This is a genomic window from Bradyrhizobium sp. HKCCYLS20291 (assembly GCF_051167715.1).
In the GTDB taxonomy this organism is placed as follows: domain Bacteria; phylum Pseudomonadota; class Alphaproteobacteria; order Rhizobiales; family Xanthobacteraceae; genus Bradyrhizobium.
In genome coordinates, this window is sequence record NZ_JBNPTO010000009.1 from 145,482 (window position 1) to 170,311 (window position 24,830).

Sequence of the window (24,830 nt, forward strand, 5' to 3'; positions counted from 1 at the left end):
AAACGGCCATGAGCGACCTCGCCGGCTGGGGCAATTATCCGCGCATTCCAACCGAGCCACTGGCGCCGCTGCGCCTCGACGCCGTTGCCCCGCTGCTCGCCGGCCGTACCGGCGTCGTCGCGCGCGGCCAGGGCCGCGCCTATGGCGACGCCGCCATCGGCATGGCCGCGACGATGTCGTCGAACGGCCTGAACCGGATGCGCAGCTTTGATCCGGCGCGCGGCGAGCTCACCGTCGAAGCCGGCGTCACCATCGCCGACATTCTCACGGCCTTCGTGCCGCGCGGCTACTTCCTCAAGGTGGTGCCCGGGACCAAATTCGTCAGCGTAGGCGGCGCGATCGCCGCCGACGTGCACGGCAAGAACCATCACCGCGACGGCGGCTTCGGCGATCAGCTGATCGCGCTGCGATTGGCGCTGCCGAGCGGCGAGATCGTCACCTGCTCGCGCCACAGCCATGCCGAGCTGTTCCATGCCACGATCGGCGGCATGGGTCTGACCGGAATCATCGTCGAGGCGACTCTCAGCCTGATGCCGATCACCACCGGCTGGCTGGTGCAGGAGACCCATGTCGCTGCCGATCTCGACGCCGCCATCGCCGCCCTCGAGGCGACCGCCGGCCATACCTATTCGGTCGCCTGGATCGACTGCCTGGCCCGCGGACCCGCGCTCGGCCGCTCGCTGATCTACGCCGCCGACCACGCCAGCCCTGCCGACAAGGACCGCTTTGCGCCGGCCCGCGACGCCTTCCCGCCGCAGCGCCGATCCGGCCCGACGATGCCCGCCTTCGTGCCCAGCTTCGCGCTCAACCCGCTGACGGTGCGTGCCTTCAACGCGATCTACTACGGTCGCGGATCGCAGCAGCCGACGCCGCAGCTGGTGCACTGGGATCCCTACTTCTTTCCGCTCGATACGATCGCGCATTGGAACCGCATCTACGGGCCGCGCGGCTTCCTGCAGCACCAATGCGTCATTCCTGCCGATGCGGCGCGCAGCGTGCTCGCCGAGATCCTCGATCGTGTCGCACGGCGCGGCAGCGCCTCGTTTCTCGCCGTGCTCAAGCAGCTCGGCGACAGCCATGGCCTGATGTCGTTTCCGCTGCGCGGCTACACGCTGGCGATGGACTTTCCGGTCCAGGACTCGCTGTTCGGCTTCCTCGACGAGCTCGACGGCATCGTCGCGAAGGCGGGCGGCCGGATCTATCTCGCCAAGGACGCGCGTCAGTCGCGCGCGACGTTCACCGCCGGCTATGCCGGGATCGAGGCCTTGCGCGACATCCGCCGCCGCATCGGCGCGACGGAAAAACTCGTCTCTCACCTTTCGGCCCGATTGGGGATCTGAGCCATGACTGCTTCGAAGACCGTGCTCGTGATCGGCGGCAGCTCCGACATCGGCCATGCCACCGCGCTGCGCTATGCCGAACGCGGATGGCAGGTCGCGCTCGCGGCGCGCGACACGGCAGCGGCACGGCGCAACGCCGACGACATCAAAGCCCGCACCGGCACCGAGGTCGCCGTGCATGCGCTCGACGTCCTGGACACCGCGGCGCTCGCGAGCTTCGTTGAGGATTTTTCCGCCCTGCCCGACACCGTGATCTCGATGATCGGAGAACTCGGCGACCAGGCCCGCGCCGAGCACGACGTCGCGCATGCGGCGATGATCATGCGCACCAATTTCGAGGCGCCGAGCCTGCTGCTCGGGCTGTTTGCCAACGCCTTCGCGGCGCGCGGCTCCGGCACCCTCGTCGGCGTCAGCTCGGTGGCCGGCGACAGGGGCCGCGGCTCCAACTACGTCTATGGCGCGGCCAAGGCCGGCTTCTCGCAATTCCTGTCCGGCCTGCGCAACCGCATGGCGCTCGCCGGCGCGGTGCGCGTGGTCACCGTCAAGCCCGGCTTCGTGCGCACCCGCATGACCGCGCATCTGAAGCTGCCGGCGCCGCTCACCGTCAGCCCTGCACGCGTCGCCGCCGACATCTTCGCCGCCGCCGAGGAACGCCCGCGTGACGTGATCTATGTCGGCCGCCGCTTCTGGCTGGTGATGACGATCATCAAGCTGATCCCGGAAGCACTGTTCAAGAGGCTGAAGCTGTGATGGGCGGAGCAACGGCCTGAGGTCCGCCTCACGCGTCTCTTCCGTGTCTGCTCGCAAACGGCATGGCGACATGACGGATCGATCTCGCGGCAGGATGGCCCGAGCTATGAGAGACGAGACCCTCTTCGAACTGCGAGAGGGCGCAGGGAAGGCCAGGCGCCGACTGGCGCCTGCGGCCCGCCTGCGAAAAAAATGCAGGCGGCAGAACCACAGGTGCAGCCGGACTCACCCGGCCTTCCCTGCGCGATGGTCTAACGGCTGCTTCGCGTTCTCCCTGGTGCGCCGGGCTTTCTGGCCACCATCCCCACGCGAAGCGAAGCTCCGCCGTGGGTTGACATCAGCGTCGGGATGTCAGGACCGCGCGACTTGACCGTGCGTGACAGATCGTTCGTCGGCGCGGGCAACCCCGCGCTGCAATCCACCACGCCCACCGCTCCCCGCCCCGCGTGTCGTGACGACCGCGATACGCCCCTCCGCAACGAGGCGGGATGCGGTAGAGAACCACAAATTCCGAAAAATAGCAAGATATTTTTATTTTTCAGAATCTACAGCGAGGCGAGTTTCTTCAACGGGCGGCGGCCCGCCGTGCCCCTGGAAAGCTCATCGTGGGGAGAGATTATCCCACTCCGATCACATATGAAGATCGGAGTATTGTGCCCGTTCGCCTCCAAGTCGTCATGGCCGGGCTTGTCCCGGCCATCCACGTCGATCGGCATCCTCGGTGCGACGTGGATGCCCGGGCCTTCGCCGCGCCGAAGCGGCTTCGGCCGCGCAGGCGGGACAAGCCCGGGCATGACGGAGAAACTAACAGGCAGAATTGCGCGTCGCGGCCGCAATCCATTTTCACGACTGGATCGTTGAAGCACCACGCGCGTCACCCCGACGCGAGCTGTTTCTCCACCGCCTTGTGATCCTGCGCGAGGCCGGCGGCGAGGCCGCGGGCCATGTCGCCGACATAGATGTCCTCCTCGCCGGCCTCGTAGCCGTCGAGGATTTCTTTCGCGGCGTCGGCCGGCGTCATCTTCGGAATGGGGAGTCCGGCCGTCATGCGCGTGTCGACCGCACCGGGCAGCGCGCCGGCGACGCGGACGCCCTTCGGCGTCAGCTCGCCGCGCAGGCCTTGGGTGAGGCTCAGCGCCGCAGCCTTGGAGGCGCAATAGGAGCCCATCAGCGGCAGGTTCACCCGCGCCAGGATGGTCAGGATGTTGAGCACGGCACCGTGGTTCTTGATCAGAACCGGTGCGAAGGCGCGGGTCAGCCGCAGCGGCGCGAGGTAGTTGATCTCGATCTCCTCGGTGGCGATGGCGAGATCTGGCGCGAGCATGAAGGCGGTGTTGTGATTGATGCCGGCATTGTTGATCAGCAAGGTCGCATCGGACGCTTTTGCAGCGGCGGCGGCCGCATCGGCATCGCTGGTGACGTCGAGCTTCAGCGGCACGACCTTGTCGGTGGCCGCAAGCCCCGAGACGTCGCGCGCGGCGGCATAAACCTTCGCCGCGCCGCGCGCGAGCAACTCGGCGATGAGCGCCGTGGCGATGGCGCCGGTGGCGCCGGTGATGACGACGACGGAGTTCTTGATCGATGCACTCATGCGGCGGATCCCTGCTGCTGCGGTTGCTGACGGGACGGGGTGTCGTCGAGCCAGCCCGGCTCGACATCGGGGAGTGGAATGGCGGCCAATAACTGCCGCGTGTAAGCATGTTGCGGATGGGAGAAGATGCGGCCGACCGGGCCGTGCTCGACAACCTCGCCGCCCTTGAGGATCGCGACCTCGTCGCAGAGCACACGGATCACCGACAGGTCGTGGCTGATGAAGACGACGGTGAGCCCGAGCTTCGCCCTGAGCTCCTTCAACAACATCAGGATATGCGCCTGGGTCGAGACGTCGAGCCCGGAGACGATCTCGTCGGCGACGATGAAATCTGGCTGCAGCGCCAGAGCGCGCGCGATGCCGGCGCGCTGGCGCTGGCCGCCTGACAGTTCGTGCGGATAGCGGTCGACGAACGATGTGGGCAGGCCGACGAGGTCGAGCAGCGCCGCGGCCTTGTCGCGGCGATCGCGACGGCCTTTCAGCTGTCCGTACACTTGAAGCTGTCGAGTCAAGGTGACCGCGAGCGGCAGCCGCGGATTGAGCGAGGATTGGGGATCCTGGAAGATCATCTGGATACGCGCGCGCAACGGACGCAGCGCGGCCTCGGAGAGATGGCTGATCTCGACGCCGTCGAACTGGATGCCGCCCGACGTCGGCTCGAGCAATCGCACGAGCAGCCGCCCGAGCGTGGTCTTGCCCGAGCCGGATTCACCGACGAGGCCGAGCACGGCGCCACGCGGCACGGCGAGATCGACCGACTTGATGATTTCGCGCATGACCGGCTTGCCAAACAGCGACGCCGCGCGCGCCGGATAGGCGAAGCCGAGCTGGCCGGCGCGCAACAGGATCTCGCTCATGCCGGCCTCCCCGCCGCGAGCTGATCGAGCCGATGCGCTTCCGTCCACAGGCTCTCGATCAACGCCGGCGGCACTGGCTTCAGGCTATCAGCGGGACGATCGGCGCGCGGCGTCGCCGCCAGCAGTGCGCGGGTATAAGCATGATGCGGCTTCACCAGCACGTCCGCCGTGAAGCCGTCCTCGAGCACGCGGCCGGCATGCAGCACGGTCATGCTGCGGCAGATCTTGGCGACGACGCCGAGATCATGGGTCACGAACAGGATCGCGGCGCCGTGACGCTGGCGCATCCGCTCGACGAGCTGCAGCACCTGCCGCTGCACGGTGACATCGAGCGCGGTCGTCGGCTCGTCGGCGATCACCAGCGACGGATCGCAGGCGAACGCCATCGCGATCAGCACGCGCTGACGCATGCCGCCGGAGAGCTCGTGCGGATAGAGATGGAGAACGCCAGCGGGATCGCGGATCGCGACCTCGGCGAGCAGTTCCGCGGCGCGGTCGAGCGCGACACGCTTGGACAGCTTCAGATGCAGCTGCAGCACCGCCGCCATCTGCGTGCCGATGCGCCGGACCGGATTGAGCGAGGTCATCGGATCCTGAGGGATCAGCGCGATTCGACGGCCGAGCAGATCGCGGCGCGCCTTGTCCGGCATCGCCAGCAGGTCCCGGCCCTCGAACTGCACGCGGCCGGCTGTGATCCTGGCCTTCGCCGGCAACAGGCCGAAGATGGTGCGGCCGACCATCGACTTGCCGGCGCCGGATTCGCCGACGAGGCCGCGCACCTCGCCGGCCTCGACGCGCAAGGAGACGCCGCGCAGCACGTTGGCGGCGCCGATCGCGACGTGGAGATTGTCGATGTCGAGCACGGCGGTCATCGGCGCTGCACCGGATCGAGCGCGGCGCGCAGACCGTCGCCGAACAGATTGAAGCCGATGACGCTGACGATGACGGCGAGAATCGGCAGCGCCATGATCCACGGCGCCTGATAGACGATCTGCCGCCCCTCGGTGATCATGCCGCCCCAGCTCGCGGTGTCGCCGGTGACGGAGATGCCGACGAAGGACAGGATCACCTCGACGAGGATCGCGATGCCCATCTCGACGGCGAGAAGCGTGACGATCAGCGGCACGAGGTTGGGCACGATCTCCAGCCGCAGCACCTGCCCACGGGTCAGGCCGAGGACGCGCGCCGCAGCCGCGTAGTCGCGCGCGAGCTGGGCCTGGGTTTCGGCTCTGATGATGCGGGCAAAGCGCGTCCAGTCGACGACGACGATCGCTGCGATCACCGAGGTGAGGCCGGCGCCGATCACGGCGGCGAGCACGATCGACAGCAGCACCGGCGGAAACGCCATCCAGACGTCGATCAGCCGCGACACCAGCTGATCGATCCAGCCACCGAAGGCGCCGGCGATCAGGCCGAGCGCGATGCCGATGATCGCGGCGAGCAGCGAGGCAATCAGCGCCACGGAGACGGCCGTGCGCGCGGAATACATCAGCCGCGACAGCACGCAGCGGCCGAGGCTGTCGGTGCCCAACGGAAACGCCGTCTCGCCGCCGCGCATGAAGGCCGGCGGCAATTGCGCCGACATCAGGTCCTGCTCGGCTGGATCATGCGGAGCGATGACCTGCGCGAATAGCGCGATCAGCAACAGCAGCGCGACAAGGCCGCCGCCGATCCACAGCCGTGCCCCGCCGCGCGCAAGCGCGCGACGCCAGCGCGACGGCTGGGTTGTGATCGGGCCAGAAAGAGCCAGATCAACCATGACGCAGTCTCGGATCGAGCAGCGCCACCAGCAGGTCGACGGCGAGATTGAGCGCGATGAACAGGACGGCGAAGGTCAGGATCAGCCCCTGGATCAGCGGGAAGTCGCGGTTGATGACGGCATCGATCGCCATGTTGCCGATGCCCTCATAGGAGAAGATGCGCTCGACCAGCACGGTGCCGCCAAGCAGCAAGGTGACCTGCACGCCCGACAGCGCCACCGTCGGGATCAGCGCGTTCGGGAACACCTCGCGCTGCAGGATGGTGGCGCGCGAGAAGCCGCGAGTGCGGGCGATCTGGGCGTAGTCCTGGTCCTCGGCTTCGGCGAGCTGCGCCTTGAGGAGGCGCGCGACCAGCGCGGCGAACGGCAGCGCCAGCGCCAGCGACGGCAGCAGCATGTGGCGTAGCAGGTCGGCAGCGACGTCGAGACGCAAGGTGAGCAGGCTCTCGATCAGATAGAAGTGAGTGCGGAAGGCGACCGCGAGCTGCGGATCGAGCCGGCCGGAGATCGGCAACAGCGGCAGCAGCACGCCGAAGCCGAGCAGCAGGATCAGCGCCCACAGGAAATCGGGAATCGCGAGGAAGACCCCGTTGCCGGTGTCGAGCAGCCACTCCGCGCGGGTGCCGCGCAGCAGGCTGCCGACCAGCGCCACCGCTCCGCCCATCAGCAGCGCCATGATCACGGAGAGCGCGGCAATCTCGAGCGTCGCCGGCAGCCGCGCGCCGACCAGCTCGAACACCTGCTGGCGCAGGCTGATCGAGCGGCCGAAGTCTCCAGTGGAGACTTGGCCGAGCCAGGTGATGAACTGCGACAGCAGCGGCTGGTCGAGTCCGTAGAGCGCGCGCAGCCGTGTGATGTCAGCAGGCGAGGCGCCCGGCGGGATCATCATCGCGATGGGATCGCCGGGGACAACGCGCAGCAGCACGAACACGATGGCACCGACGCCGAACAGGGTCGGCGGGATCAGAGCGAGGCGCTTGAGAATGGCGCTCCAGCGCATCGCCCGGCTCCCTCTCAGCCTTGTGTCACGAGCTGCGGCAGGATCATGCCATTGGCCTGCGGCACCACCTTCAGCCCCTTCTTGTGCACGATCGGCTGGACATATTGCAGCAGCGGGATCACCTCGCCCTCTTCCGCAATGTACTTGTCAACCGCCTTCCAGCCCGCGATGCGCTTGGCTTCGTCCTTCTCGCCCCACAGCGGCCCGATGCGCTCGATCAGGTCCTTGCCCTTCCAGGCCGAATGCGGCGACGGGCCGAACATCGCAAAGCCGGTCGACGTCGTGGGATCGCCGATCGCATTGCCCCAATTGTAGAACGCCGCCGGGGCCAGCGCGTGGCGCGCGCGCAGCTCGAAATGCTGGGCGATCTCGTAGACCTCGATGTTGGCCTCGATGCCGACCTTGCGCCACATGCCGGCGATCGCCTGCACCATCTCGTAGTCCTTCGGCTTGAAGCCGCGCGTGGTCTGGATGGTGAACTTGACCGGCTTCGCCGTCGAGTAGCCGCTCTTGGCGAGCAGGCTCTTCGCGAGCTCGGGATCATAGGCTGTCTTGATCGACGGATCGAACGCCGCATAGCCCGGCGCTTCCAGCGTGTCGATCGGCACGCCATAGCCACGCAAGAGCTTCTCGACGATCGCCTTCTTGTCGATGGCGAGGTTGGCGGCGAGCCGGACGTTGCGGTCGAGCATCGGCTCGATGTCGGTGAGGAAGATCATGCCGATGTCGGAGATCGGCTGCGTCACGCCGGCGAGGTTCGGCTTGGCCTTGAGGCGATCGAACTCCTCGTAGGGAATCTCGAAGGTGATGTCGGAGCCACCGGACTCGATCTCGGCGACGCGGCTGGTCGGATCGGTGACGAACTTGAACACGACGGTCTCGAACGCCGGCTTCGGCCCCCAATAACCGGGATGCGCCTTCAGCCGCAGGAACGCGTTGCGCTCGAACGCATCGACCTTGTACGGACCCGAGCCGATCGGCGCCTTTTCGAAACCCTCGGCGCCGACCTTCTCGTAGTATGCCTTCGGCAGGACGTAGCCGGTGAGGAACGCCATCCACTTGAACAGCACCGGCTCGAATTCGACGACATCGGCCGTGATGGTCTGGCCGTCGATCTTGAAGTTGTTGATCTTCGACCACACGAACTGAATCGGGTTGCCGCCCTTCGGATCGGCGGCGCGGGTCAGCGACCAGACCACGTCCTCCGGCGTCACCTTGGAGCCGTCGTGCCAGGTCGCGTCGGAGCGCAGCTCCATCGTGATCTTGGTGCGGTCCTCGTTCCAGCCCCACTTGGTCAGCAGACCCGGCGTGAACGAGAGGTCAGCGGCCTGGCCGATGAAGGGATCGAAGACTGCCTGGTAGATCGACTGGATGGTCGGATTGACCGCCGACACGCCGACCGTCGGATCGAACGACGGCAGGTTGACGTTGTAGGCGATGGTCAGGGTGCCCGCGGCAGCGCGGGCTGATGACAGCGGCAGGCCGGTGCCGAGTGGCAGAGCAGCCGCGCCCGCGAGCTGCAACATCGTACGGCGAGAGATCTGATGGTCACGCATGGTGATGCAACTCCGGAATGAGCGAACGACGGACGAGCAAAGAACGGATCAGAGCAATGCATGGCGCCTTGCCGGCGCCATTGAACCCGACGATCAGCGCGGCGCGCTCTCGGCCCAGCGCTTCATCAGCGTGTTCGAGGGCAGCGATTCATCGACCAGCTTCTTGGCGGTCTCGATACCCGCGACCGGCAGCCTGGCCGGATCGAGCACGCCGATCTGCACCAGCACCGAGGCCTGATCCCAATAGATGTGCTCGTTGTAGAGCTTGTCGCCGCGGAAGCGCACGATCGCGACCAGGGGGATCTCGACATATTTGCCGGTCGGCGGAATGCCCGGCAGCATCCAGTCGATCTCGATGTCGTGGGTGAAGCAGAACAGCATCTCGTCGACGACGCGGTCGGCACCGATGGTGCGCGAGATCGGCACTAGCTTGGTATCGGCCGGCGTCTTCGGGATGAAGTGATTGGCGTAGAACCGCAACAGGTCCTTGTAGCCGACGCCGCCGGTCATGGTCGGGATGTGGTTGACATAGGGCTCGGCGACCATCGTGCCCATCGTCGCCTCCGCCGAGCGGGTAACGAATTCGAGCTCGGTGTGGCGGTCCCACAGCGACGACAGATCGTAGTGCGGGCCAAGCACCTTGCGGAACAGCGCGATCGAGCGCGAATGCGCCATCAGGGTCGCGGGCTTGTCGAAGCTGGCGCGCTCCGGCGCGGCGAAGGCGTGGTCGCAGCCGGGATAGAGATAGAACTCGGCATCGTCGCGGCCCGCAAAGCCGGCCTTGACCGCCTCGCGCGCTTCCGCCGGCGCAAACTTGTCGAGCTCGGCAAAGTGGAAGACGATCGGGCCCTTGATGGCCTTGGCTTCAGCGATATCGGCCTCGATGCCGACGCCGTAATAGCAAACGGCGCAATCGACATCGGTGCGGGCGGCCGTGAGATAGGCCAGCTTGCCGCCGAGGCAGAAGCCGAGCGCGCCGACCTTGCCCTTGCACTCGGGACGCGCGCGCAACACCTTCAGCGCATCAGCCGTATCCTTGATCGCGAGATTGACGTCGAAGCGCTGGTAGTAGCCGAACGCCTTGCCGAAATCGGCCTCGCCATAGCCGAGCTCGATGCCCGGCTCGAAGCGCCAGAACAGGTCCGGCGCCAGCACCACATAGCCTTCCTCGGCATAGTAGTCGGCGACATCGCGCATCGAGGCGTTGACGCCAAAAATCTCCTGCAGGAGCACGATGCCGGGGCCAGAGCCGGACGCGGGCACCGCCAGGTAGCCCTTGAACGTGCCGCCATCGGCGGCGGCGATGTCGATCCACTGTCCATTGCCAGCCATCGTGATGCTCCCCGGTTACGCTCGGCCGGCGTCCACAGTGGCGCCGCACCTGATGTGTTTTCTTCATTGAATTTTTAATGTAAAAATATCGGATGTAAACAGCAGAGATTGAGCATGCGCTGCACACGCGTTGTGCGAAGCGGCATCGGGAGACGGGATATTGAAAAGGACGACCAACGCCGCAGCAGCGCGCAAGTCCGCGGCCGTGAAGGCGAAATCGGCGAAGAGCAGGACGGCCCTACAGCCGGAGAACGTCGCCGGCACCGAGGACGACGGCCGATTGGATGGCAAAGGCTCGTGGCATCTCGCCCGCAGCGACGCTGAACGCAGGCTGTCGGATTTCGAGTTCGCCCTCGAACGTCTGGCGCAGTCCTATTATCGCTGGAAGGCGTCCTGCCTCGCCGCCGTCTGCGAGGTGCCGCTGACCGGTGACGACGTCGCAGTCCTCAACGTCGTCCGCATGGGCGACGAGCCGAAGCGGCTCACCGAGGTCGGGCAATTGCTCAACCGCGTCGACGTGCCCAATCTGCAATATGCCACGCGCAAGCTGGTGCGCGCCGGGCTGATCGAGACCGAGGGCCGCTCCTCGCGCAAGGAGACGCGCTACCGCGCCACAGCCCGCGGCCTAGAAGTCACCGAGGACTACGCAGCGCTGCGCGCGGCGACCCTGCCGCCGATGTTCGAAGGCCTGCCCGGCTGGATCGACGGCTGCGCGGCGACCACGGCGCAGCTCGACCAGTTGTCGGGGCTTTATGCCCAGGGCGCGCGGGTCGCGATCACGCGGCGGCACCAGCCCTAATACGCCACGCATCGACCCGCATCTTCTGAAGCGGCCGCGAGGAGGCCGACTGCGAGCCGCGCAACCAGCTGCAGCGCATTTGCCTCAGGCACGCGCTCTACGGCCATCTTTCATCGCAATTCCATAGTTCCCGCCTTCGGCGCGACTCCGCGCTGCCTACTCTTTCGGCGTCGCCGGAGGTGGTGTCGGCGGCTTCGCCTCCGGTTGCTTCGCCTCGGCCGGCTTCTTGGCCGGAGCTGCATTCTTGGCTGCGGGTGCAGCTGGCGCCGCCGGCGGCACGGGCGCTGCCGGCGCGACGGGCGCGGATTGTGCGACGTTCACCGCAAGACCGAACAATCGCCATTGGCCGTCGACCGGTGCAAAGAGAAGTTCAAAGTTTACCTGCGAGGGGACGGACGGGAAGAAGCCGGCCATGCGCATCATGCCGTTTGGCACGATCTCCGGCAGCAGGCTGAGTTGCGGATCGATGACGGCAGTGCCCGACAGGTCGAGCTTGTCATTGCGCTGCGAGGCGAAAATTTCCGACAGTCGCGCGGCAGTGTTGGCCGCCTGGAAGCCAGGCGAGCCGAGGTCGCGCAAAACGGTGTAGTTGCCGGTCTTGTTGGCCTGGTCGAGCGCCAGCAGCGCCGAGCGGATCAGCATCAGCACGCCGTTGCGATCGATGTTGGCGGGCTTGGCGTTCGGCGTTGGTTGCGGCTGCGCAACAACGACGGCGCTGCTCACGATCAGCAAGAGCAGCGCGGCGCCGGCGCGCCGCGCGATCGCTGCGAGGCCTGGACTTACCACTGGACGGAGACGGCTCCGCGGCCACCCGCGACGTTGCGCTCGAGACCGATGCCCGCGCCCGCATTGCCGACGATGGCGTAGCCCTTCGTCTCGTAGATCAGCGCGGTGCCGCCAATCGCGAACGCATTGGCCCCCTGGAAGTTGCCGTAGCCTGCTGACAGCGCGAACTTGCGGCCGGGCAGCAGCGCGGGCATCGATCCGGCGGCGAGCGCGATGGCGGTGCCGGTGCGTGCCTCGAGCCGATTGTCGGTGATCTGCGCCGACAGCGAGTTGATCTGGGTCTGGAAGCTGCCCGGGCTGAAGCTGGTCGCCGCCAGGTTGCCGGCAGCATCGGTGGTCACGAACGAGGTTGCGCCGGTCTGCGCGGCGAGGCTCGCCGCCGAGGTCAGGCCTGCCATCTTGTAGGTGTTGGTAGCGGTTCCGATCGAGACCTGGTTGACGGCAGTGGTCGTGGCCCCGGCGCCGATCGCGGTCGAGCCGGCGAATCCGGCCGTCGCGCCCGTGCCGATGGCCAGGGCGCTGACGCCGGTGGCCTGGGCAGTGTCGCCGATCGCAATGCCGCTGTTTCCGGTCACGGTGGAGTTGGTGCCGATCGAGACGGCGTTGGTGCCGTTCACGGTGTTGCCCGTGCCGAACACGGCACTGCCGGTGCTGCCGACGGCCACTGAACTGTTCGAACCGACAACGGTGCTGTTCGCCGCATTCGCAACCGTGCTGCCGCCGATCGCGACGCTCAGGTTTCCGAGCGATCTGGCCGCGTTCGCGCCGACGCCGTCGCCGCCGCCGATCGCGACGCTGTAATTGCCGGTCGACTGGACCTGGTTACCGGTGTTGGGATCGGCACCGGCGCCGATCGCGGTGCTGTAAGTGCCCGCAGCGGCGCCGGTCGCGTTGGCATTGGCGCCGATGCTGGTGACGCCGGCTGCCGGCGTGGACGCGCCCGCGAAGCTGCCGATCGTCGTCGAGTTGGCGCCGAGTGCGAAGGCACCGAAGCCCAGCGAGGTCGCGCCGCCCGAGGTGCCGACCGCAGCGCCCTGTGCCACGGACGAAATACCGCAGGTTACGTCATGCTGGTTGGCTGAAGACGATCCGGAACCGCTGACGGGCGCCGAACCTGTTGCGCTGCCGCCGCAGACGAATTGCGCGGACGCCGGATTGTCGATCGCGGGCAGCGTGACTGATCCCAACAGAACCAACAGAAACGCCGAATGGCGCAGGCGATATGACTTCTTGAAAAATTGCTTGCCGCCCATGGTGCCCCCGATATTGGCCCGTGCTGCGTTATGGATGTTGTTATTCTGCCCCCTATTATTCATAGTCAGACATATCTGGAAATAATGAGATACCTTCTTGCGGCAACTAATCTTTAACCGTGCCCGCTGCGCCACACAAAATTGGCGGATGGAACCGGAAAACGTCGCGACGGAATAAAGGGCCGCACTTTCTCAGGGAAAAGCTGCAACCAGCCGACTTCTCGGCCCGTCCGAAGCCGTCGTGACCCGCCAGCTCCCGGGGGGCCGCGGTCGGCGGCCCCCCGGGAAACCATGATGGCCCAGCGCTAGGGCTTGAACACGTAGCCGGGGCCTATCGCCGCCGCCTCGGGGATCGGCGGCAGGTCGGCGAACAGCTCGGGCTTGTCCTTCATCACCTTCAGGATGAATTTCGGCTCGATGTGCGCATTGACGTCGAACGTCGATTTGAGGATGCCGAGGCGCTGCAGCCGCTCCTCGGCGCTGTACAGCGCGCGGTAGTTGTTCGCCGACAGCCGGCGGTCCGCCTGCTGGATGTTGAACTGCATCGCGGCCTCGGCGACCTCCTGCTTGAGACCGGGAATCCAGCGCGTCGCGACCTGCGCCGCCTGCTTCGGGTTCTTGCGCATCCACTGGTCGGCCTCGGACACCGCGGCGAGAAACTTCTCGATGGTCTCGCCATTGGCCTGCACCCACGGCCGCAGCGCCACGTTGAAGCCGAGATAGGCGATGACGTCGCCGCCGCGAACCAGCTCGAATGCGCCCGGCACGTCCTTGCCGGCCACGATCGGCCAGGGATCCCAGCCGGAGAACGCATCGATGCCCTTGGCAAGCAACGCCACCGTCATGTCCGGCGGCGGCGTGTTGACGAGGGTGACGTCCTCGGGCTTGAGCCCGGCCTTCTCCAGCGTTGCAAGAATATAGAGATGGTTGATGGTGCCGAACGAGGCCGCGATCTTCTTGCCCTTCAGGGTCGAGAGATCGCCCTTCACGATCCCGGAGCCCTCGCGCGCGACGATGGCGATGGTCGCGTCCGAGCCGGCCTTGGTCGCGTTGCCGCTGTAGTTGCCGAGCGCGACGAGATCCATGCCGCGCAGGACAGCGCCGATCATGGGAACGCCGACCTGCACGATCTCGCTCTCGCCGGCCTGCAGCGCGTTGAGCGCATCGACGCCGGTGGCGTAGGGCCGCGCGATTGCGACATCCAGGCCGTGCTTCTCGAAGAAGCCGCGTTCGAGCGCGATCGGCAGGCCGATCTGATCGATGCCCGTGACCATGCCAGCCTTGAGCTTGGTCAGGGTCTGCGCAGCCGCCGGCACGCAGGCCAGCGCGAGCGCGGTTGCAGCCACCAATAGCCGTCTCATTCTATCCTCCCTCCTTGATCGGTCCGACCGACGTCACCCAGTAGGGCCGGGCGATCGCGGTCAGATCCCTTCGTTTGACACCACGCAGTTCGATCGAGCGCTCGTCGGTGCCGGACACGCGCCCGTATTGCTGGAACGCCAGCACGTGAAAGCGCTCCGGCGTGAACGGCAGCTCGATCTGGACGTTGAGCTTGTCCGAGTTGCCGGCGAGCTCGGGCGAGATCTTGCCGGGCGCCGCCAGGGTCAGCCAAAGCTGGAAGCTGCAATACGCCGCGAGCACGCCGATGACGACGCGGCCCCGGGTCGAGTTCAGCGCCTGCAGCAGGAGGCTCATGCCGCGCGCACCATCTGCAGCACCTGCGCCGACAGCCGCTTGAACTCATCGTCATTGACGAGCTGATCCCATACCCGCGGCCGCGGCAGGTCGACCGCGACCTCGTCGAGGATGCGGCCCTTGGACAGCACGACCACGCGGTTGGCGAGGAATACCGCCTCGCCGACGTCATGGGTGATGAACAGCACGGTCGGCCGGCGGTCCTGCCAGATCCGCGTCAGCTCCTCCTGCAAGGTCATCCGCGTCTGCGCATCGACGGCTGCGAACGGCTCGTCCATCAGCAGCACCGCCGGCTCGTTGGCGAGCGCGCGCACCACGCCGACGCGCTGCTGCATGCCGCCGGACAATTCGTTCGGATAGCGGTTGGCGGCATGCGACAGGCCGGCCAGCGCGAGGTAGTCGCGGGCAATGCGGTCGCGCTCGGCCTTGGGCACGCCGCGCATCTTCGGGCCGAAGCCGACATTGTCGAGCACGGTCTTCCACGGGAACAGCGCGAACGACTGGAACACGACGCCGCGCTCCGGCCCCGGGCCGTTGACCGGCGTGCCGTCGAGCAGGATCTCGCCTTTCGAATGCGGGATGAAGCCGGCGATCATGTTGAGGATCGTGGTCTTGCCGCAGCCGGACGGGCCGACCACGGAGACGAACTCGCCCTGCTGCACGTCGAGCGAGACGTCGTGCACGGCGGTGACATGGGCGCCGGCATAGGGATCGAAATAGGTCTTGCCGAGATTGCGCAGCGAGAGCGTCTTCATGATGTCACCAATCCCCAGCGCTGGCCGGTCGCGCGCTCCAGCGGCGCGAGGATCCAGGCGTCGACGACGTACCAGAGCAAACCCAGAATGATCATGCCGAGCACGATCTCGACCGTGGAGCCGGCGCGGCGCGCGTCGAACATCAGGAAGCCGATGCCCGAGGTACCGACGATCATCTCGACCGCGATCAGCGCGCGCCAGCCATAGCCGAGCCCGTTGCGCAGCCCGGTGATGATGTTGGGCAGCGCGCCCGGCAGCGTGACCTCCCAGAGGACGCGGGCGCGCGAGGCGCCGAGGCAGAGCGCGGCGCGGCCGAGATCGCGCGGCACGGATTCGACGCCGAGCACGGTATTGAGCACGACCGGAAACAGCACGGTGTAGACGATGACGAAGGTCATCGTGGTCAGCCCGAAGCCGAACCAGATCAGGAGGATCGGCAGCCAGGCGATGTCGCCGATGGCCTGGAAGAACAACAGCACCGGCCAACAGATCCGATGCGCCCAACGGCTGGTGCCGATCAGGATGCCCAAGGGCACGCCGATCGCCATGCCGACGGAGGCGCCGACGAACAGGCGGATCAGGCTATCCTGCAGATAGTCCGGCAGGATGCCCTTGTAGGTCAGCGTCACGAAGGAGCGGGCAACATCTGAGGGGCCTGGAAAGAATGCGCGCGGAAACAGCCCGGCTTCGGCCACGATGGTCCACAGCGCGACCACCGGGATGAAGGGAACGATCGCCGCGAGCGCCGGCCAGCGCCGCGTCATCCGGGCATAGCCGCCCCAGATCTGCAGCCACAGGTTCATGCCCGCCTCACCATGCCCCAGCGCTCGATCGTGGCGCGTTCGATGCGCACCAGGACCAGCCGGTCGATCAGCAGCCACAGCACGCCGATCACGATCATGCCGAACACGATCACCTCGGTGCGGTAGAAGTCGCGCGCGACGAACAGCATGTAGCCGAGGCCGACATTGGTCGCGATCATCTCGGCCGCGATCAGTCCGCGCCATGCGAAGCCGAGCCCGGTGCGGATGCCGGTGACGATGTTCGGCAGCGCGCCCGGCAGCAGCACCTCCGTCAGCATCGCCCAGCGCCCGGCGCCGAGCGAGGCGGCGGCATTGCGCAGTGTGTGCGGGATTGTCTGGACGCCGAGCAGGGTGTTGTAGGTGACGACGAAGAACACGGCGTTGAAGATGACGAACACGATGGCGCCGAAGCCGTAGCCGAACCACAAGGTCGCGATCGGGATCCAGGCGATGCCGGCCAGCACCGAGAAGAACCGGAACAGCGGCGTCAGGAACGCCGCAACCGTTGGGCTGACGCCCATCGCGATGCCGAGCGGCACCGCGGTGACCACGCCGATCAGCGTGCCGAGCCCGACCCGCAGCAGGCTGGCGCCGACATGAGCGATCAGCGTGCCGTCGCGGATCGCGTCGAGCGCCGCGCCGCTGACGGCCCCGACCGACGGGAACACCCGCGGGTTGACCTCGAACAGCGGGACGACAATGGCCCAGAGCGCGAGCAGCACCAGCAGCGGCGCGACGAACATCGCGCTGCCGGCGAGGCTCGCCGCGCCGCGCATGAGCCAAGGCGACCTGATTTTCACGCTGGCCGGCACCTCTACGTCACCTCCCTGAGTCGTCTCGTTGTGTCATCGACGTCCCGTCATGACGCCGCGCGTCTGTCCGTCGCGGCTTCGTCTCAACTCATGTGATCGCGTAGCCTCCATCGATGATCAGCACGGTGCCGGTGACGAAGGAGGCCACCGGCGAGCACAGATAGAGCACGCCGCCGAGGAGATCGGCCGGGGTGCCCCAGCGCCCGAGCGGGGTACGATCGAGGATAGGCCTGGCGCGCGCCGGATCGGCCTGCAGGGCGGATGTCAGGGGCGTCGCGATCCAACCCGGCGCGATCGCGTTGACGCGGATGCCATCAGCGGCATAGGCGATCGCGAGCGATTTGGTCAGCTGCGCGATGCCGCCCTTGCTGGCGGCGTAGCCGGGCACGAGGCCGCCGCCGAAGAACGACAGCATCGAGGCGAGATTGACGATCGCGCCCCGGGAGCGCGCCAGCAGCGGCCGCATCGCCGAGCAGACCCGCATCGATCCCGTCAGGTTGACATCGACGACGTCGGCGAAGACTTCCGGCTGCAACTCATCGCCGCGGCGGATCATGCCGGCGCAGTTGACGACGACGTCGAGCGTGTCGAGCGAACCGGCGAGCGAACGCACCGCCGCGTCGTCGCGCACGTCGAGGCGTTGCAATCTGGCGCGCCCGAGCAGCGGATCGGCGGCGGCCGCCGCGATTTCATCCTCGCTCACTCCGACGGCCGTGACCTCGGAGCCCGCCTCGAGGAAGCCGCGCGCGATGCCGGCGCCGATGCCCGAGGTGCCGCCGGTCACCAGCACACGTCGGCCGGCATACCATTGCGACGCCCATGCGCCCGATTGGTCGGCAACGGTGTGATCAGGTCCGGTCATCAGCGCACGAACTGGTCGACATAGTCGGCGCCGAGGCCGCATTCAGCATAGTGCGCGCGGCACATGTCGATCTTGGTGAAGACGTCCTCATAGCCGGTGTGGCGGTTCTGCTCGTCGAGATAGATCATCGAGCCCTGGATGTTGAAGAAGGTGATCATCTCCGGCGTGTCGTCGGGGACCGTCAGCGTATGAATCTCGCCTGGCGGCTCGAACACGTAGGAGCCTTCCGTCGCCACCCAATCGTGCTCGCGATAGAACCATTTGCCCTTCAGCACGAAGCCGTGGACCGGGTTCGGGTGCAAATGGCGCGACAGCACACCCGACTTGCGGACGCGTAGCAGATTGCACCACTGGCCCTGCCGCGTGTTCAGCATCAGCGGCCGGAACCAGACGTCCTTGGCTTGGGGCACCCAGACGCGCTCGTCGGTCGGCATCGCCACGACGGCGATCTCCGGTGACGCCAGGACGTGGGTCGATCCCTTCATGTCACGGTACATCGCGCTTCCTCTTCACTGTTCGATCGGTCTTCTTGGCAGTGTTGCCAGCGTCGCGCTTGCGCGAGGCTGCGGCGATCGCGGGGCGCCGGGTCGCGAGCCGCGACTTGGTGTAGCCGAGCACGCGCTCCATCGCCGTGCGCGCCTTTTCCGGACTACCCTCATCGATCGCGCGCGCCGCGGCGGCATGGTTCGGCAGATTGTCCTTGAACCAGCCGGCGCTGCCGACCGCGACCAGGAAGACGGTGCTGAGAATGGTGTCGACGGCGCCGCGGAAGCCTTGCAGCACCGGGTTGTGGGTCGCGTCGAGGATCGCCAGATGGAAAGCCTTGTCGGCAGCGATTGCGCTTGCGAGGTCCTTCGCGGTCTCCATCGCCGCGAGCGCCGTGTTGATGCGCCAACGGTCGTTCTTGGTCGCCCGCTCGGCGGCCAGCGCCGCCGCCGCGGGCTCGATGATCGAGCGCACCTCCTGGATCGCCAGCAGGAGATCACGGTTCGGTTCGTCCTGACCGACCAGCCAGCTCAGCACGTCGCGGTCGAGCAGGCTCCAATCATGCCGCGGCAGCACATGCGTGCCATGGCGCGGCCGAACGCTGACGAGGCCCTTGGCGGCGAGCGTCTTGATGGCTTCGCGAATGACGCCGCGTCCGACGCCGAACCGTGCCTCGAGATCGGGTTCGGGCGGCAACGCGGTGCCGACGGGAATGAGGTCCTGGGCGATCTCGCGGCCGAGCGTCGTCAGCACGGTCCGGATGCGGCCGGGCTTGACGAGGCCTGCGGTGCTCTGCCGCGCTTTGGCCAAGAGGCGTTCCTTCCCTGAGCGACCCGTCTGGCGAGGTCTGCTTGCGGGAAGGCTAGCACGGGCCAAACGGCCTTGGCAAACATCGGATGTTTAACATCCGATGTTTGGGCGGCGCAGCATGCCCGCGTCAGTACGCCGCCTCCGTCTCCCGCCTGAACAGCACATAGAGCGCCGGCAGCACCAGCAAGGTGAGCACCGTCGAGGAGATGATGCCGCCGATCACGACAGTGGCGAGCGGGCGCTGCACTTCGGCTCCGGCACCGGTGGCGAGTGCCATCGGCACGAAGCCGAGCGAGGCGACCAGCGCCGTCATCAATACTGGACGCAGACGCGCCAATGCGCCCTCCTCCACCGCGGCGAGAATGCTGTGCCCCTCCTGGCGCAGCCGCTCGATGAAGGCGATGATGACGAGACCGTTGAGCACGGCGACGCCTGAGAGCGCGATGAAGCCGACGCCGGCCGAGATCGACAGCGGCAGGCCGCGCAACAGCAGCGCGGCGATACCGCCGGTCAGTGCCAAGGGCACACCGGAGAACACCAGCGCCGCGTCGGCGAGCGAGCCCATGCTCATGAACAAGAGCAGGAACACCAGCGCGAGCGCGATCGGCACGACGATGGTGAGTCGCTTGGTGGCCGAGAGCAGCTGTTCGAACTGGCCGCCCCAGCCGATCCAGTAGCCCGGCGGCAGCTTCACTTTCTCGGCGACAGCGGCTTGGGCTTCCGCGACGAACGAACCGAGATCGCGGGCGCGGACATTGGCTGACACGACGATGCGGCGCTTGCCGTTCTCGCGGCTGACCTGGTTCGGCCCGGGCGCCGAGGCAACCGCGGCGACCGATGATAGCGGCACGTAGCGCGGCTGTGCCGCAGAATTGACGGCAGTGCGCAGCGGCGTCGTGACGTCTTCGCCGGCCGGCAGTGGGATCGGGATGGCGCGGATCGCGTCGAGATTGCCGCGCAGGCGCTCGGGCAGGCGGACGACGATGTCGAAGCGGCGGTCGCCATCGAACAGCTTGCCCACGACCTTGCCGCCGATCGCGATCTCGACCACGTTCTGCACCTCGGCGACGCTGAGGCCGTAGCGCGACAGCGCCTGGCGGTCGATCTTCACCGTCAGGATCGGAAGGCCCGCGACCTGCTCGGTCTTGACGTCCGTGGCGCCGGCGATGCCGCGGATCGCGGCTTCGACTTGGCGCGCTGCGCCCTGCAGGATGTCGAGATCATCGCCGAAAATCTTGACGCCGACATCGCTGCGCACGCCTGAGATCAGCTCGTTGAAGCGCAGCTGGATCGGCTGCGAGATCTCGTAGTTGCTGCCGGGAATCTCGTCGGCCGCGGCCTCGATCTCGGCGACCAGCTCCGCCTTCGGCTTCGACGCATCAGGCCACTCGCTGCGCGGCTTCAGCATGATGTAGCCGTCGCCCTGCGACGGCGCCATCGGATCGGTCGCGACCTCGGCGGTGCCGATGCGGGTGAACAGGTCCTTCACCTCGGGGATCTTGCGCAGCCGCGCCTCCAGCGCCTTCTGCAGGTCGACCGACAGCGTCAGGCTGGTGCCGGGAATGCGTAGCGCCGCCAGCGCGACGTCGCCCTCGTCGAGACTCGGGATGAACTCGCCGCCCATGCGGGTCGCAGCCACGCCGCTCACGGCGACGATGACGACCGCAACGGCCGCGACCGTCATGCGCCAGGCGATCACGCCGCGCAGCAGCGGCGCGTAGATCCTTCGCGCGCCGCGCATGATGAGGTTCTCCTGCTCGGAGACCTTGCCGGTGACGAAGATCGCGACGGCCGCGGGGACGAAGGTGACCGAGAACAGCACGGCGGCGCCGAGCGCCATCAGCACCGTCAGCGCCATCGGCGTGAACATCTTGCCTTCGACGCCGGTCAAGGTCAGCACCGGCAGATAGACCACGGCGATGATCAGCGTGCCGAACAGGCTCGGCCCGATCACCTCGCGCGCGCCGGCAACGATGGTCTGCAGCCGCTCCGACGTCGTGAGCAGGCCGCCCTTGCGGTGCTGCGCCTGGGCGAGGAGACGGAGGCAGTTCTCGACGATGATGACGGCGCCGTCGACGATGATGCCGAAATCGATCGCGCCGAGACTCATCAGGTTGGCGCTGACCTTGCTCTCGACCATGCCGGTGATCGTCATCGCCATCGACAGCGGGATGATGCAGGCCGTGACGAGCGCGGCGCGGATGTTGCCGAGCAACAGGAACAGGACGACGACGACGAGCGCGGCGCCTTCGAGCAGGTTCTTCTCGACGGTGGCGATCGTCGCCTCGACGAGATGGGTGCGGTCGTAGAGCGTGCGCGTGATCACGCCTTCCGGGAGCGACTTGGCGATGTCGTCGAGCCGGGCGGCGACGCGACGCGCTACGGCACGGCTGTTCTCGCCGATCAGCAGCATCGCCGTGCCCAGGATCGTCTCCTCGCCATTCAGCGTCGCAGCTCCCGTGCGCAGGTCTCGTCCCTCCGCGACCTCGGCGACGTCGCCGATCCGCACCGGCGTGCCGCCGCGGGCGCCGATCACGATGTCCTTGAGCTCGGCGGCGCTGCCGACCTGGCCGGGCGCGCGTACCAGATATTGCTCACCATTGCGCTCGATGTAGCCGGCGCCGACATTGGCGTTGTTGGCGGCGAGCGCGGCGATGACGTCGCGGAAGCTGATCTTGTAGGCCATCAGGCGGCCGGGATCCGGCAGCACGTGGAACTGGCGCTCGAAGCCACCGATCGTGTTGACCTCGATCACGCCGGGCACACCGCGCAGCTGTGGGCGGATGATCCAGTCCTGCACGGTGCGCAGATCTGTCGGCGAATAGCCGGCTCCGTCAGGCGTCTTGGCGCCGGGCTTGGCCTCGACCGCATACATGAAGATCTCGCCTAGACCGGTCGAGAGTGGGCCCATCGCGACCTCGACGCCCGGCGGGAGCTGATCCTTGATCTGTTGGATGCGCTCGTTGACCTGCTGGCGCGCGAAGTAGATGTCGGTGCCGTCCTGGAACACGACGGTGACCTGGCTCAGCCCATAGCGCGACAGCGAGCGCGTGGTGTCGAGGCGCGGCAGTCCGCCCATCGCGGTCTCGACCGGGAAGGTGATGCGCTGCTCGGTCTCGAGCGGCGAGTAGCCGGGCGCCTTGGTGTTGATCTGCACCTGGACGTTGGTGATGTCGGGCACCGCGTCGATCGGCAGCCGGGTGAAATTCCAGGCGCCGAAGGCGGCTGCGGCGAGCGAGACCAGCAGCACCAGCCAGCGCTGGCGCACGGCGAATGCGAGGATCGCATCAATCATGCTCGGCCTCGCCCTTGCCCATCTCGGCCTTCACGACGAAGCTGTTCTCGGCGACGTAATGCTCGCCGGGGGAGAGGCCGTCGCGGATCTCGACATAGGTCGGATCGGATTCACCGAGCGCGACAGGACGCGCCTCGATCTTGTCGCCCTCCTCGCGGACGAACACGACGGTCTTGTTCTCCAGCGTCTGGATCGCGCTGGCGCGCACCGCGACGGCAACGCTGCGCTTGGCGAGCACGAGCCGCGCGGTGACAAACAGGCCGGGCCGCAGGCGGCCGTCGGCGTTGGCCAGAACGACGCGCGCCAGCGCAGTCTGGGTCTCACTGGCGCCGACGGGAGCGATGTAGGAGACGTTGCCCTTGATCGGACCGCGGCCGTCATCGGGATCGATCAGCACCTCGTCGTCGAGCCGGACGCGCCGGAGATCCTGGCGATAGATCGAGAGATCGACCCAGATGGTCGAGAGATCGGCGACGACGAAGGCCGGCTTCTGCTCGGAGGCGTATTCGCCGAGCGAGATCTGGCGGTCGATGATGGTGCCGCCGATCGGCGCCTTGAGGTCGTAGGCGGTCAGGCTCTGGTTGCTCTCGATCGCCGCGAGCTGCTCGTCCTTCGCGACGCTGTCGCCGATGCGCTTCTTGATCGCGCGGACGATGCCGGGAAAACGCGGCGTGACCTGCACCAGCGCTTCCTGATTGGCCCGGAGCACGCCGTTGAAGGCCAGCGTGTCCGACAAGGTCGCCGGGCCCGCTTCGGCCAGGGTCACGCCGGCCGCGGCGAGCTTCACGTCGCTGATGCGGATGCGATCGGCACCGTGCTCGTCCTGCTCGACATGGTCCTTCGGCGCCTTGTCGGCGTGATCCTTTTCGACATGGCTGGCGGCCGCTTCGGAGTGCGGCGTCGCCTCGACGAGAAACCGCGATGCCCCGGCTCCGGCCGCGGCCGCGAGGATCGCGATGAGGATGACGGTGAATGCTCTCATCGTGCGGTCTCCCGGGCCAAGGTGAAGGGACGGCCGACCAACCCTTCGATGGTCGCCACCGCAACGTGAATGTTCTGCAGCGCCTCCTGCTCGCGCAGCCGCGCCTGCGCCACGCTGGCCTGCGCGTCGAGCACCTCGAGCAGGGAGAAGCGGCCGGCGCTGTAGCCCTGCGCGATCTCCTCGGCCGCTTCCTGTGCCCGCGGAATCGCGATCTCTCGCAGCACCGACAATTCGCGCAGCGAGCCCTGCAGCGAGTCGTAAGCGCGGCCGGCGATCACCAGCAGCGCGTTGCGGTTGGCCTTGCGCTCCGCCTCGGTCTTGGCGACGCTCTCCTGCGCGGAGAGGATGTTGCCCTGGTTCTGGTCGAACACCGGAATGGGCACGGAGACGCTCAGCCTGACCGCGTCGTCCTGGGTGTCGTTGAAGTGCCGCCAGCCGGCGCTGATGCGAACGTCAGGATAGGGCTTCAGCCGCGCCAGCAGCAGCTCGGCGTTGCGCTGGGCGTAGACCGCGGTCCAGCGGACCAGCTGTGGATTGGCGTCGATCGCGGCAGTCACCGTCTGGAACGACGGCGGCTGCGCGGTCGCCTCGAAGCGGCCGGTCACGGTCGGGAGCTTCGTAGAACTGTCGCCGATCAGCACCGCGAGTTCACGGCGCGCACTCGCCAAGGTCGCCTTGACGCGCTCGCGGTCGGCGCGCACCAGCGCCGAGGCGACCTCGGCGCGGCCGGTTTCCGCAGGCGACGACGCGCCGGCCTCGACCCGCCGCCGCAACAACGGCGTCAGCCGATCGAGCGCGGCGACCTGATCGTCGAGTATCTGGATGCGGCGCTGGGTGGCCAGCACGGTCACGAAGGCGATCGCCGTTTCCGACAACACTTCGAGCCGCACCGCCTGGCGCTGGATCTCGGCGGTCCGCAAGCCGGCCTGGCCGGCGGCGATGCGCGCGTCGCGCTTGCCGAACCATTCGAACGCCTGGCTGATCTGCAACGTTGTCTCGGCCGAGCGCGTGCCGCGATACTGGCCCGAGCCGAACGAGTTGTCCTGCTCGTAGGACAGTTCGGGATTGAGCAGCGCGCCGGCCTGCAGCCGCTGGCCCGAGGCGATGCCGATGTCGCGATCGGCCGCGGAGAGCCGCGGGTTGGCGGCGATCGCGCGCGACAGCGCCTCGCGCAAGGTCAAGGTCTGCGCCGCCGCGCCGTGCACGGACGCGGCGAGCAGGGCTGCGGCGCCAATCGCGCGCGCAGCCATTCCCGGGAATGGCATGAAGATGAACCTGTCTGGACGAGCAATGATCGACGGCGCAGG

The 24,830-nt window shown here is 67.2% G+C and carries 23 protein-coding genes; 3 read left to right on the plus strand and 20 right to left on the minus strand.

The annotated features are described in order from the left end of the window. Nucleotides 1–8 precede the first annotated feature (8 nt). Both ACQR07_RS21045 and ACQR07_RS21050 read left to right on the plus strand, forming a co-directional pair. A complete protein-coding gene (locus tag ACQR07_RS21045; RefSeq protein WP_434904076.1) occupies nt 9–1,340 on the plus strand; it encodes an FAD-binding protein in 1,332 nt (443 codons plus the stop codon). 3 nt (nt 1,341–1,343) lie between these two features. Then, nucleotides 1,344–2,090: an SDR family oxidoreductase gene (locus tag ACQR07_RS21050; protein ID WP_434904077.1), complete on the plus strand. Its 747-nt coding sequence runs from the start codon at nt 1,344–1,346 to the stop codon at nt 2,088–2,090. Between the two features lie 874 nt (nt 2,091–2,964). Here the strand turns inward: ACQR07_RS21050 and ACQR07_RS21055 are convergent. From ACQR07_RS21055 to ACQR07_RS21085, 7 genes are all read right to left on the minus strand, one after another. Continuing rightward, nucleotides 2,965–3,681 (minus strand): SDR family oxidoreductase, encoded by a 717-nt coding sequence (locus ACQR07_RS21055; protein WP_434904078.1) that lies wholly within the window; start codon nt 3,679–3,681, stop codon nt 2,965–2,967. Further along, nucleotides 3,678–4,538, minus strand: coding sequence for an ATP-binding cassette domain-containing protein (locus tag ACQR07_RS21060; RefSeq protein WP_434904079.1), 861 nt, complete (start codon nt 4,536–4,538; stop codon nt 3,678–3,680). The genes ACQR07_RS21055 and ACQR07_RS21060 overlap by 4 nt, the downstream gene beginning before the upstream one ends. Continuing rightward, nucleotides 4,535–5,410 carry an ABC transporter ATP-binding protein gene (locus tag ACQR07_RS21065; protein WP_434904080.1) on the minus strand — a complete coding sequence of 292 codons (876 nt, stop codon included), beginning with the start codon at nt 5,408–5,410 and terminating at the stop codon, nt 4,535–4,537. The genes ACQR07_RS21060 and ACQR07_RS21065 overlap by 4 nt, the downstream gene beginning before the upstream one ends. After that, entirely contained in the window at nt 5,407–6,297 is an 891-nt protein-coding gene (locus ACQR07_RS21070; RefSeq protein WP_434904081.1) for an ABC transporter permease, read from the minus strand. The genes ACQR07_RS21065 and ACQR07_RS21070 overlap by 4 nt, the downstream gene beginning before the upstream one ends. After that, complete coding sequence (locus ACQR07_RS21075; protein ID WP_434904082.1) at nt 6,290–7,297, minus strand: ABC transporter permease; 1,008 nt, start codon at nt 7,295–7,297, stop codon at nt 6,290–6,292. The genes ACQR07_RS21070 and ACQR07_RS21075 overlap by 8 nt, the downstream gene beginning before the upstream one ends. A 14-nt stretch (nt 7,298–7,311) precedes the next feature. Continuing rightward, entirely contained in the window at nt 7,312–8,853 is a 1,542-nt protein-coding gene (locus tag ACQR07_RS21080; protein WP_434904083.1) for an ABC transporter substrate-binding protein, read from the minus strand. Between the two features lie 93 nt (nt 8,854–8,946). After that, nucleotides 8,947–10,185, minus strand: a complete 1,239-nt coding sequence (locus ACQR07_RS21085) for a dienelactone hydrolase family protein (protein ID WP_434904084.1) — start codon at nt 10,183–10,185, stop codon at nt 8,947–8,949. Between the two features lie 160 nt (nt 10,186–10,345). Between ACQR07_RS21085 and ACQR07_RS21090 the strand changes: the two genes are divergently transcribed. Beyond that, entirely contained in the window at nt 10,346–10,984 is a 639-nt protein-coding gene (locus ACQR07_RS21090) for a helix-turn-helix domain-containing protein (protein ID WP_434904085.1), read from the plus strand. Between the two features lie 156 nt (nt 10,985–11,140). On the opposite strand, the gene ACQR07_RS21095 is transcribed toward ACQR07_RS21090, so the two are convergent. The 13 genes from ACQR07_RS21095 to ihpA form a co-directional block, all read right to left on the minus strand. Then, the gene (locus ACQR07_RS21095) at nt 11,141–11,770 is read right to left on the minus strand and encodes a hypothetical protein (RefSeq protein ID WP_434904086.1); all 630 of its coding nucleotides are present in this window, start codon (nt 11,768–11,770) and stop codon (nt 11,141–11,143) included. Beyond that, a complete protein-coding gene (locus ACQR07_RS21100; RefSeq protein WP_434904087.1) occupies nt 11,764–13,158 on the minus strand; it encodes a YadA family autotransporter adhesin in 1,395 nt (464 codons plus the stop codon). The genes ACQR07_RS21095 and ACQR07_RS21100 overlap by 7 nt, the downstream gene beginning before the upstream one ends. A gap of 170 nt (nt 13,159–13,328) precedes the next feature. Continuing rightward, nucleotides 13,329–14,384, minus strand: a complete 1,056-nt coding sequence (locus tag ACQR07_RS21105; RefSeq protein ID WP_434904088.1) for an ABC transporter substrate-binding protein — start codon at nt 14,382–14,384, stop codon at nt 13,329–13,331. A gap of 1 nt (nt 14,385) precedes the next feature. Continuing rightward, nucleotides 14,386–14,718, minus strand: coding sequence for a hypothetical protein (locus tag ACQR07_RS21110; RefSeq protein WP_434904089.1), 333 nt, complete (start codon nt 14,716–14,718; stop codon nt 14,386–14,388). Then, nucleotides 14,715–15,473: an ABC transporter ATP-binding protein gene (locus tag ACQR07_RS21115; protein ID WP_434904090.1), complete on the minus strand. Its 759-nt coding sequence runs from the start codon at nt 15,471–15,473 to the stop codon at nt 14,715–14,717. The genes ACQR07_RS21110 and ACQR07_RS21115 overlap by 4 nt, the downstream gene beginning before the upstream one ends. Next, entirely contained in the window at nt 15,470–16,276 is an 807-nt protein-coding gene (locus ACQR07_RS21120; RefSeq protein ID WP_434904091.1) for an ABC transporter permease, read from the minus strand. The genes ACQR07_RS21115 and ACQR07_RS21120 overlap by 4 nt, the downstream gene beginning before the upstream one ends. After that, nucleotides 16,273–17,076, minus strand: coding sequence for an ABC transporter permease (locus ACQR07_RS21125; RefSeq protein WP_434904092.1), 804 nt, complete (start codon nt 17,074–17,076; stop codon nt 16,273–16,275). The genes ACQR07_RS21120 and ACQR07_RS21125 overlap by 4 nt, the downstream gene beginning before the upstream one ends. A 100-nt stretch (nt 17,077–17,176) precedes the next feature. Beyond that, on the minus strand, nt 17,177–17,950 hold the full coding sequence (locus ACQR07_RS21130; protein ID WP_434904093.1) for an SDR family NAD(P)-dependent oxidoreductase: 774 nt from the start codon (nt 17,948–17,950) through the stop codon (nt 17,177–17,179). Then, nucleotides 17,950–18,447 carry a 2,4'-dihydroxyacetophenone dioxygenase family protein gene (locus tag ACQR07_RS21135; RefSeq protein WP_434904094.1) on the minus strand — a complete coding sequence of 166 codons (498 nt, stop codon included), beginning with the start codon at nt 18,445–18,447 and terminating at the stop codon, nt 17,950–17,952. The genes ACQR07_RS21130 and ACQR07_RS21135 overlap by 1 nt, the downstream gene beginning before the upstream one ends. Beyond that, nucleotides 18,437–19,246, minus strand: coding sequence for a FadR/GntR family transcriptional regulator (locus ACQR07_RS21140; protein WP_434904095.1), 810 nt, complete (start codon nt 19,244–19,246; stop codon nt 18,437–18,439). The genes ACQR07_RS21135 and ACQR07_RS21140 overlap by 11 nt, the downstream gene beginning before the upstream one ends. A 127-nt stretch (nt 19,247–19,373) precedes the next feature. Further along, on the minus strand, nt 19,374–22,541 hold the full coding sequence (locus ACQR07_RS21145; protein WP_434904096.1) for an efflux RND transporter permease subunit: 3,168 nt from the start codon (nt 22,539–22,541) through the stop codon (nt 19,374–19,376). Further along, nucleotides 22,534–23,523 (minus strand): divalent metal ion exporter adaptor subunit IhpB, encoded by a 990-nt coding sequence (ihpB, locus tag ACQR07_RS21150; RefSeq protein WP_434904097.1) that lies wholly within the window; start codon nt 23,521–23,523, stop codon nt 22,534–22,536. Before ihpB ends, ACQR07_RS21145 begins: the two co-directional genes overlap by 8 nt. Then, the gene (gene ihpA, locus ACQR07_RS21155) at nt 23,520–24,788 is read right to left on the minus strand and encodes a divalent metal ion exporter subunit IhpA (RefSeq protein ID WP_434904098.1); all 1,269 of its coding nucleotides are present in this window, start codon (nt 24,786–24,788) and stop codon (nt 23,520–23,522) included. The genes ihpB and ihpA overlap by 4 nt, the downstream gene beginning before the upstream one ends. Nucleotides 24,789–24,830: the final 42 nt, after the last annotated feature.

Bases quoted from the DNA above. Each gene is read 5' to 3' on its own strand.
- ACQR07_RS21045 (WP_434904076.1), top strand. From the start codon at position 9: ATGAGCGACCTCGCCGGCTGGGGCAATTATCCGCGCATTCCAACCGAG.
- ACQR07_RS21050 (WP_434904077.1), top strand. From the start codon at position 1,344: ATGACTGCTTCGAAGACCGTGCTCGTGATCGGCGGCAGCTCCGACATC.
- ACQR07_RS21055 (WP_434904078.1), bottom strand. From the start codon at position 3,681: ATGAGTGCATCGATCAAGAACTCCGTCGTCGTCATCACCGGCGCCACC.
- ACQR07_RS21060 (WP_434904079.1), bottom strand. From the start codon at position 4,538: ATGAGCGAGATCCTGTTGCGCGCCGGCCAGCTCGGCTTCGCCTATCCG.
- ACQR07_RS21065 (WP_434904080.1), bottom strand. From the start codon at position 5,410: ATGACCGCCGTGCTCGACATCGACAATCTCCACGTCGCGATCGGCGCC.
- ACQR07_RS21070 (WP_434904081.1), bottom strand. From the start codon at position 6,297: ATGGTTGATCTGGCTCTTTCTGGCCCGATCACAACCCAGCCGTCGCGC.
- ACQR07_RS21075 (WP_434904082.1), bottom strand. From the start codon at position 7,297: ATGCGCTGGAGCGCCATTCTCAAGCGCCTCGCTCTGATCCCGCCGACC.
- ACQR07_RS21080 (WP_434904083.1), bottom strand. From the start codon at position 8,853: ATGCGTGACCATCAGATCTCTCGCCGTACGATGTTGCAGCTCGCGGGC.
- ACQR07_RS21085 (WP_434904084.1), bottom strand. From the start codon at position 10,185: ATGGCTGGCAATGGACAGTGGATCGACATCGCCGCCGCCGATGGCGGC.
- ACQR07_RS21105 (WP_434904088.1), bottom strand. From the start codon at position 14,384: ATGAGACGGCTATTGGTGGCTGCAACCGCGCTCGCGCTGGCCTGCGTG.
- ACQR07_RS21110 (WP_434904089.1), bottom strand. From the start codon at position 14,718: ATGAGCCTCCTGCTGCAGGCGCTGAACTCGACCCGGGGCCGCGTCGTC.
- ACQR07_RS21115 (WP_434904090.1), bottom strand. From the start codon at position 15,473: ATGAAGACGCTCTCGCTGCGCAATCTCGGCAAGACCTATTTCGATCCC.
- ACQR07_RS21120 (WP_434904091.1), bottom strand. From the start codon at position 16,276: ATGAACCTGTGGCTGCAGATCTGGGGCGGCTATGCCCGGATGACGCGG.
- ACQR07_RS21130 (WP_434904093.1), bottom strand. From the start codon at position 17,950: ATGACCGGACCTGATCACACCGTTGCCGACCAATCGGGCGCATGGGCG.
- ACQR07_RS21135 (WP_434904094.1), bottom strand. From the start codon at position 18,447: ATGTACCGTGACATGAAGGGATCGACCCACGTCCTGGCGTCACCGGAG.
- ACQR07_RS21145 (WP_434904096.1), bottom strand. From the start codon at position 22,541: ATGATTGATGCGATCCTCGCATTCGCCGTGCGCCAGCGCTGGCTGGTG.
- ihpB (WP_434904097.1), bottom strand. From the start codon at position 23,523: ATGAGAGCATTCACCGTCATCCTCATCGCGATCCTCGCGGCCGCGGCC.
- ihpA (WP_434904098.1), bottom strand. From the start codon at position 24,788: ATGCCATTCCCGGGAATGGCTGCGCGCGCGATTGGCGCCGCAGCCCTG.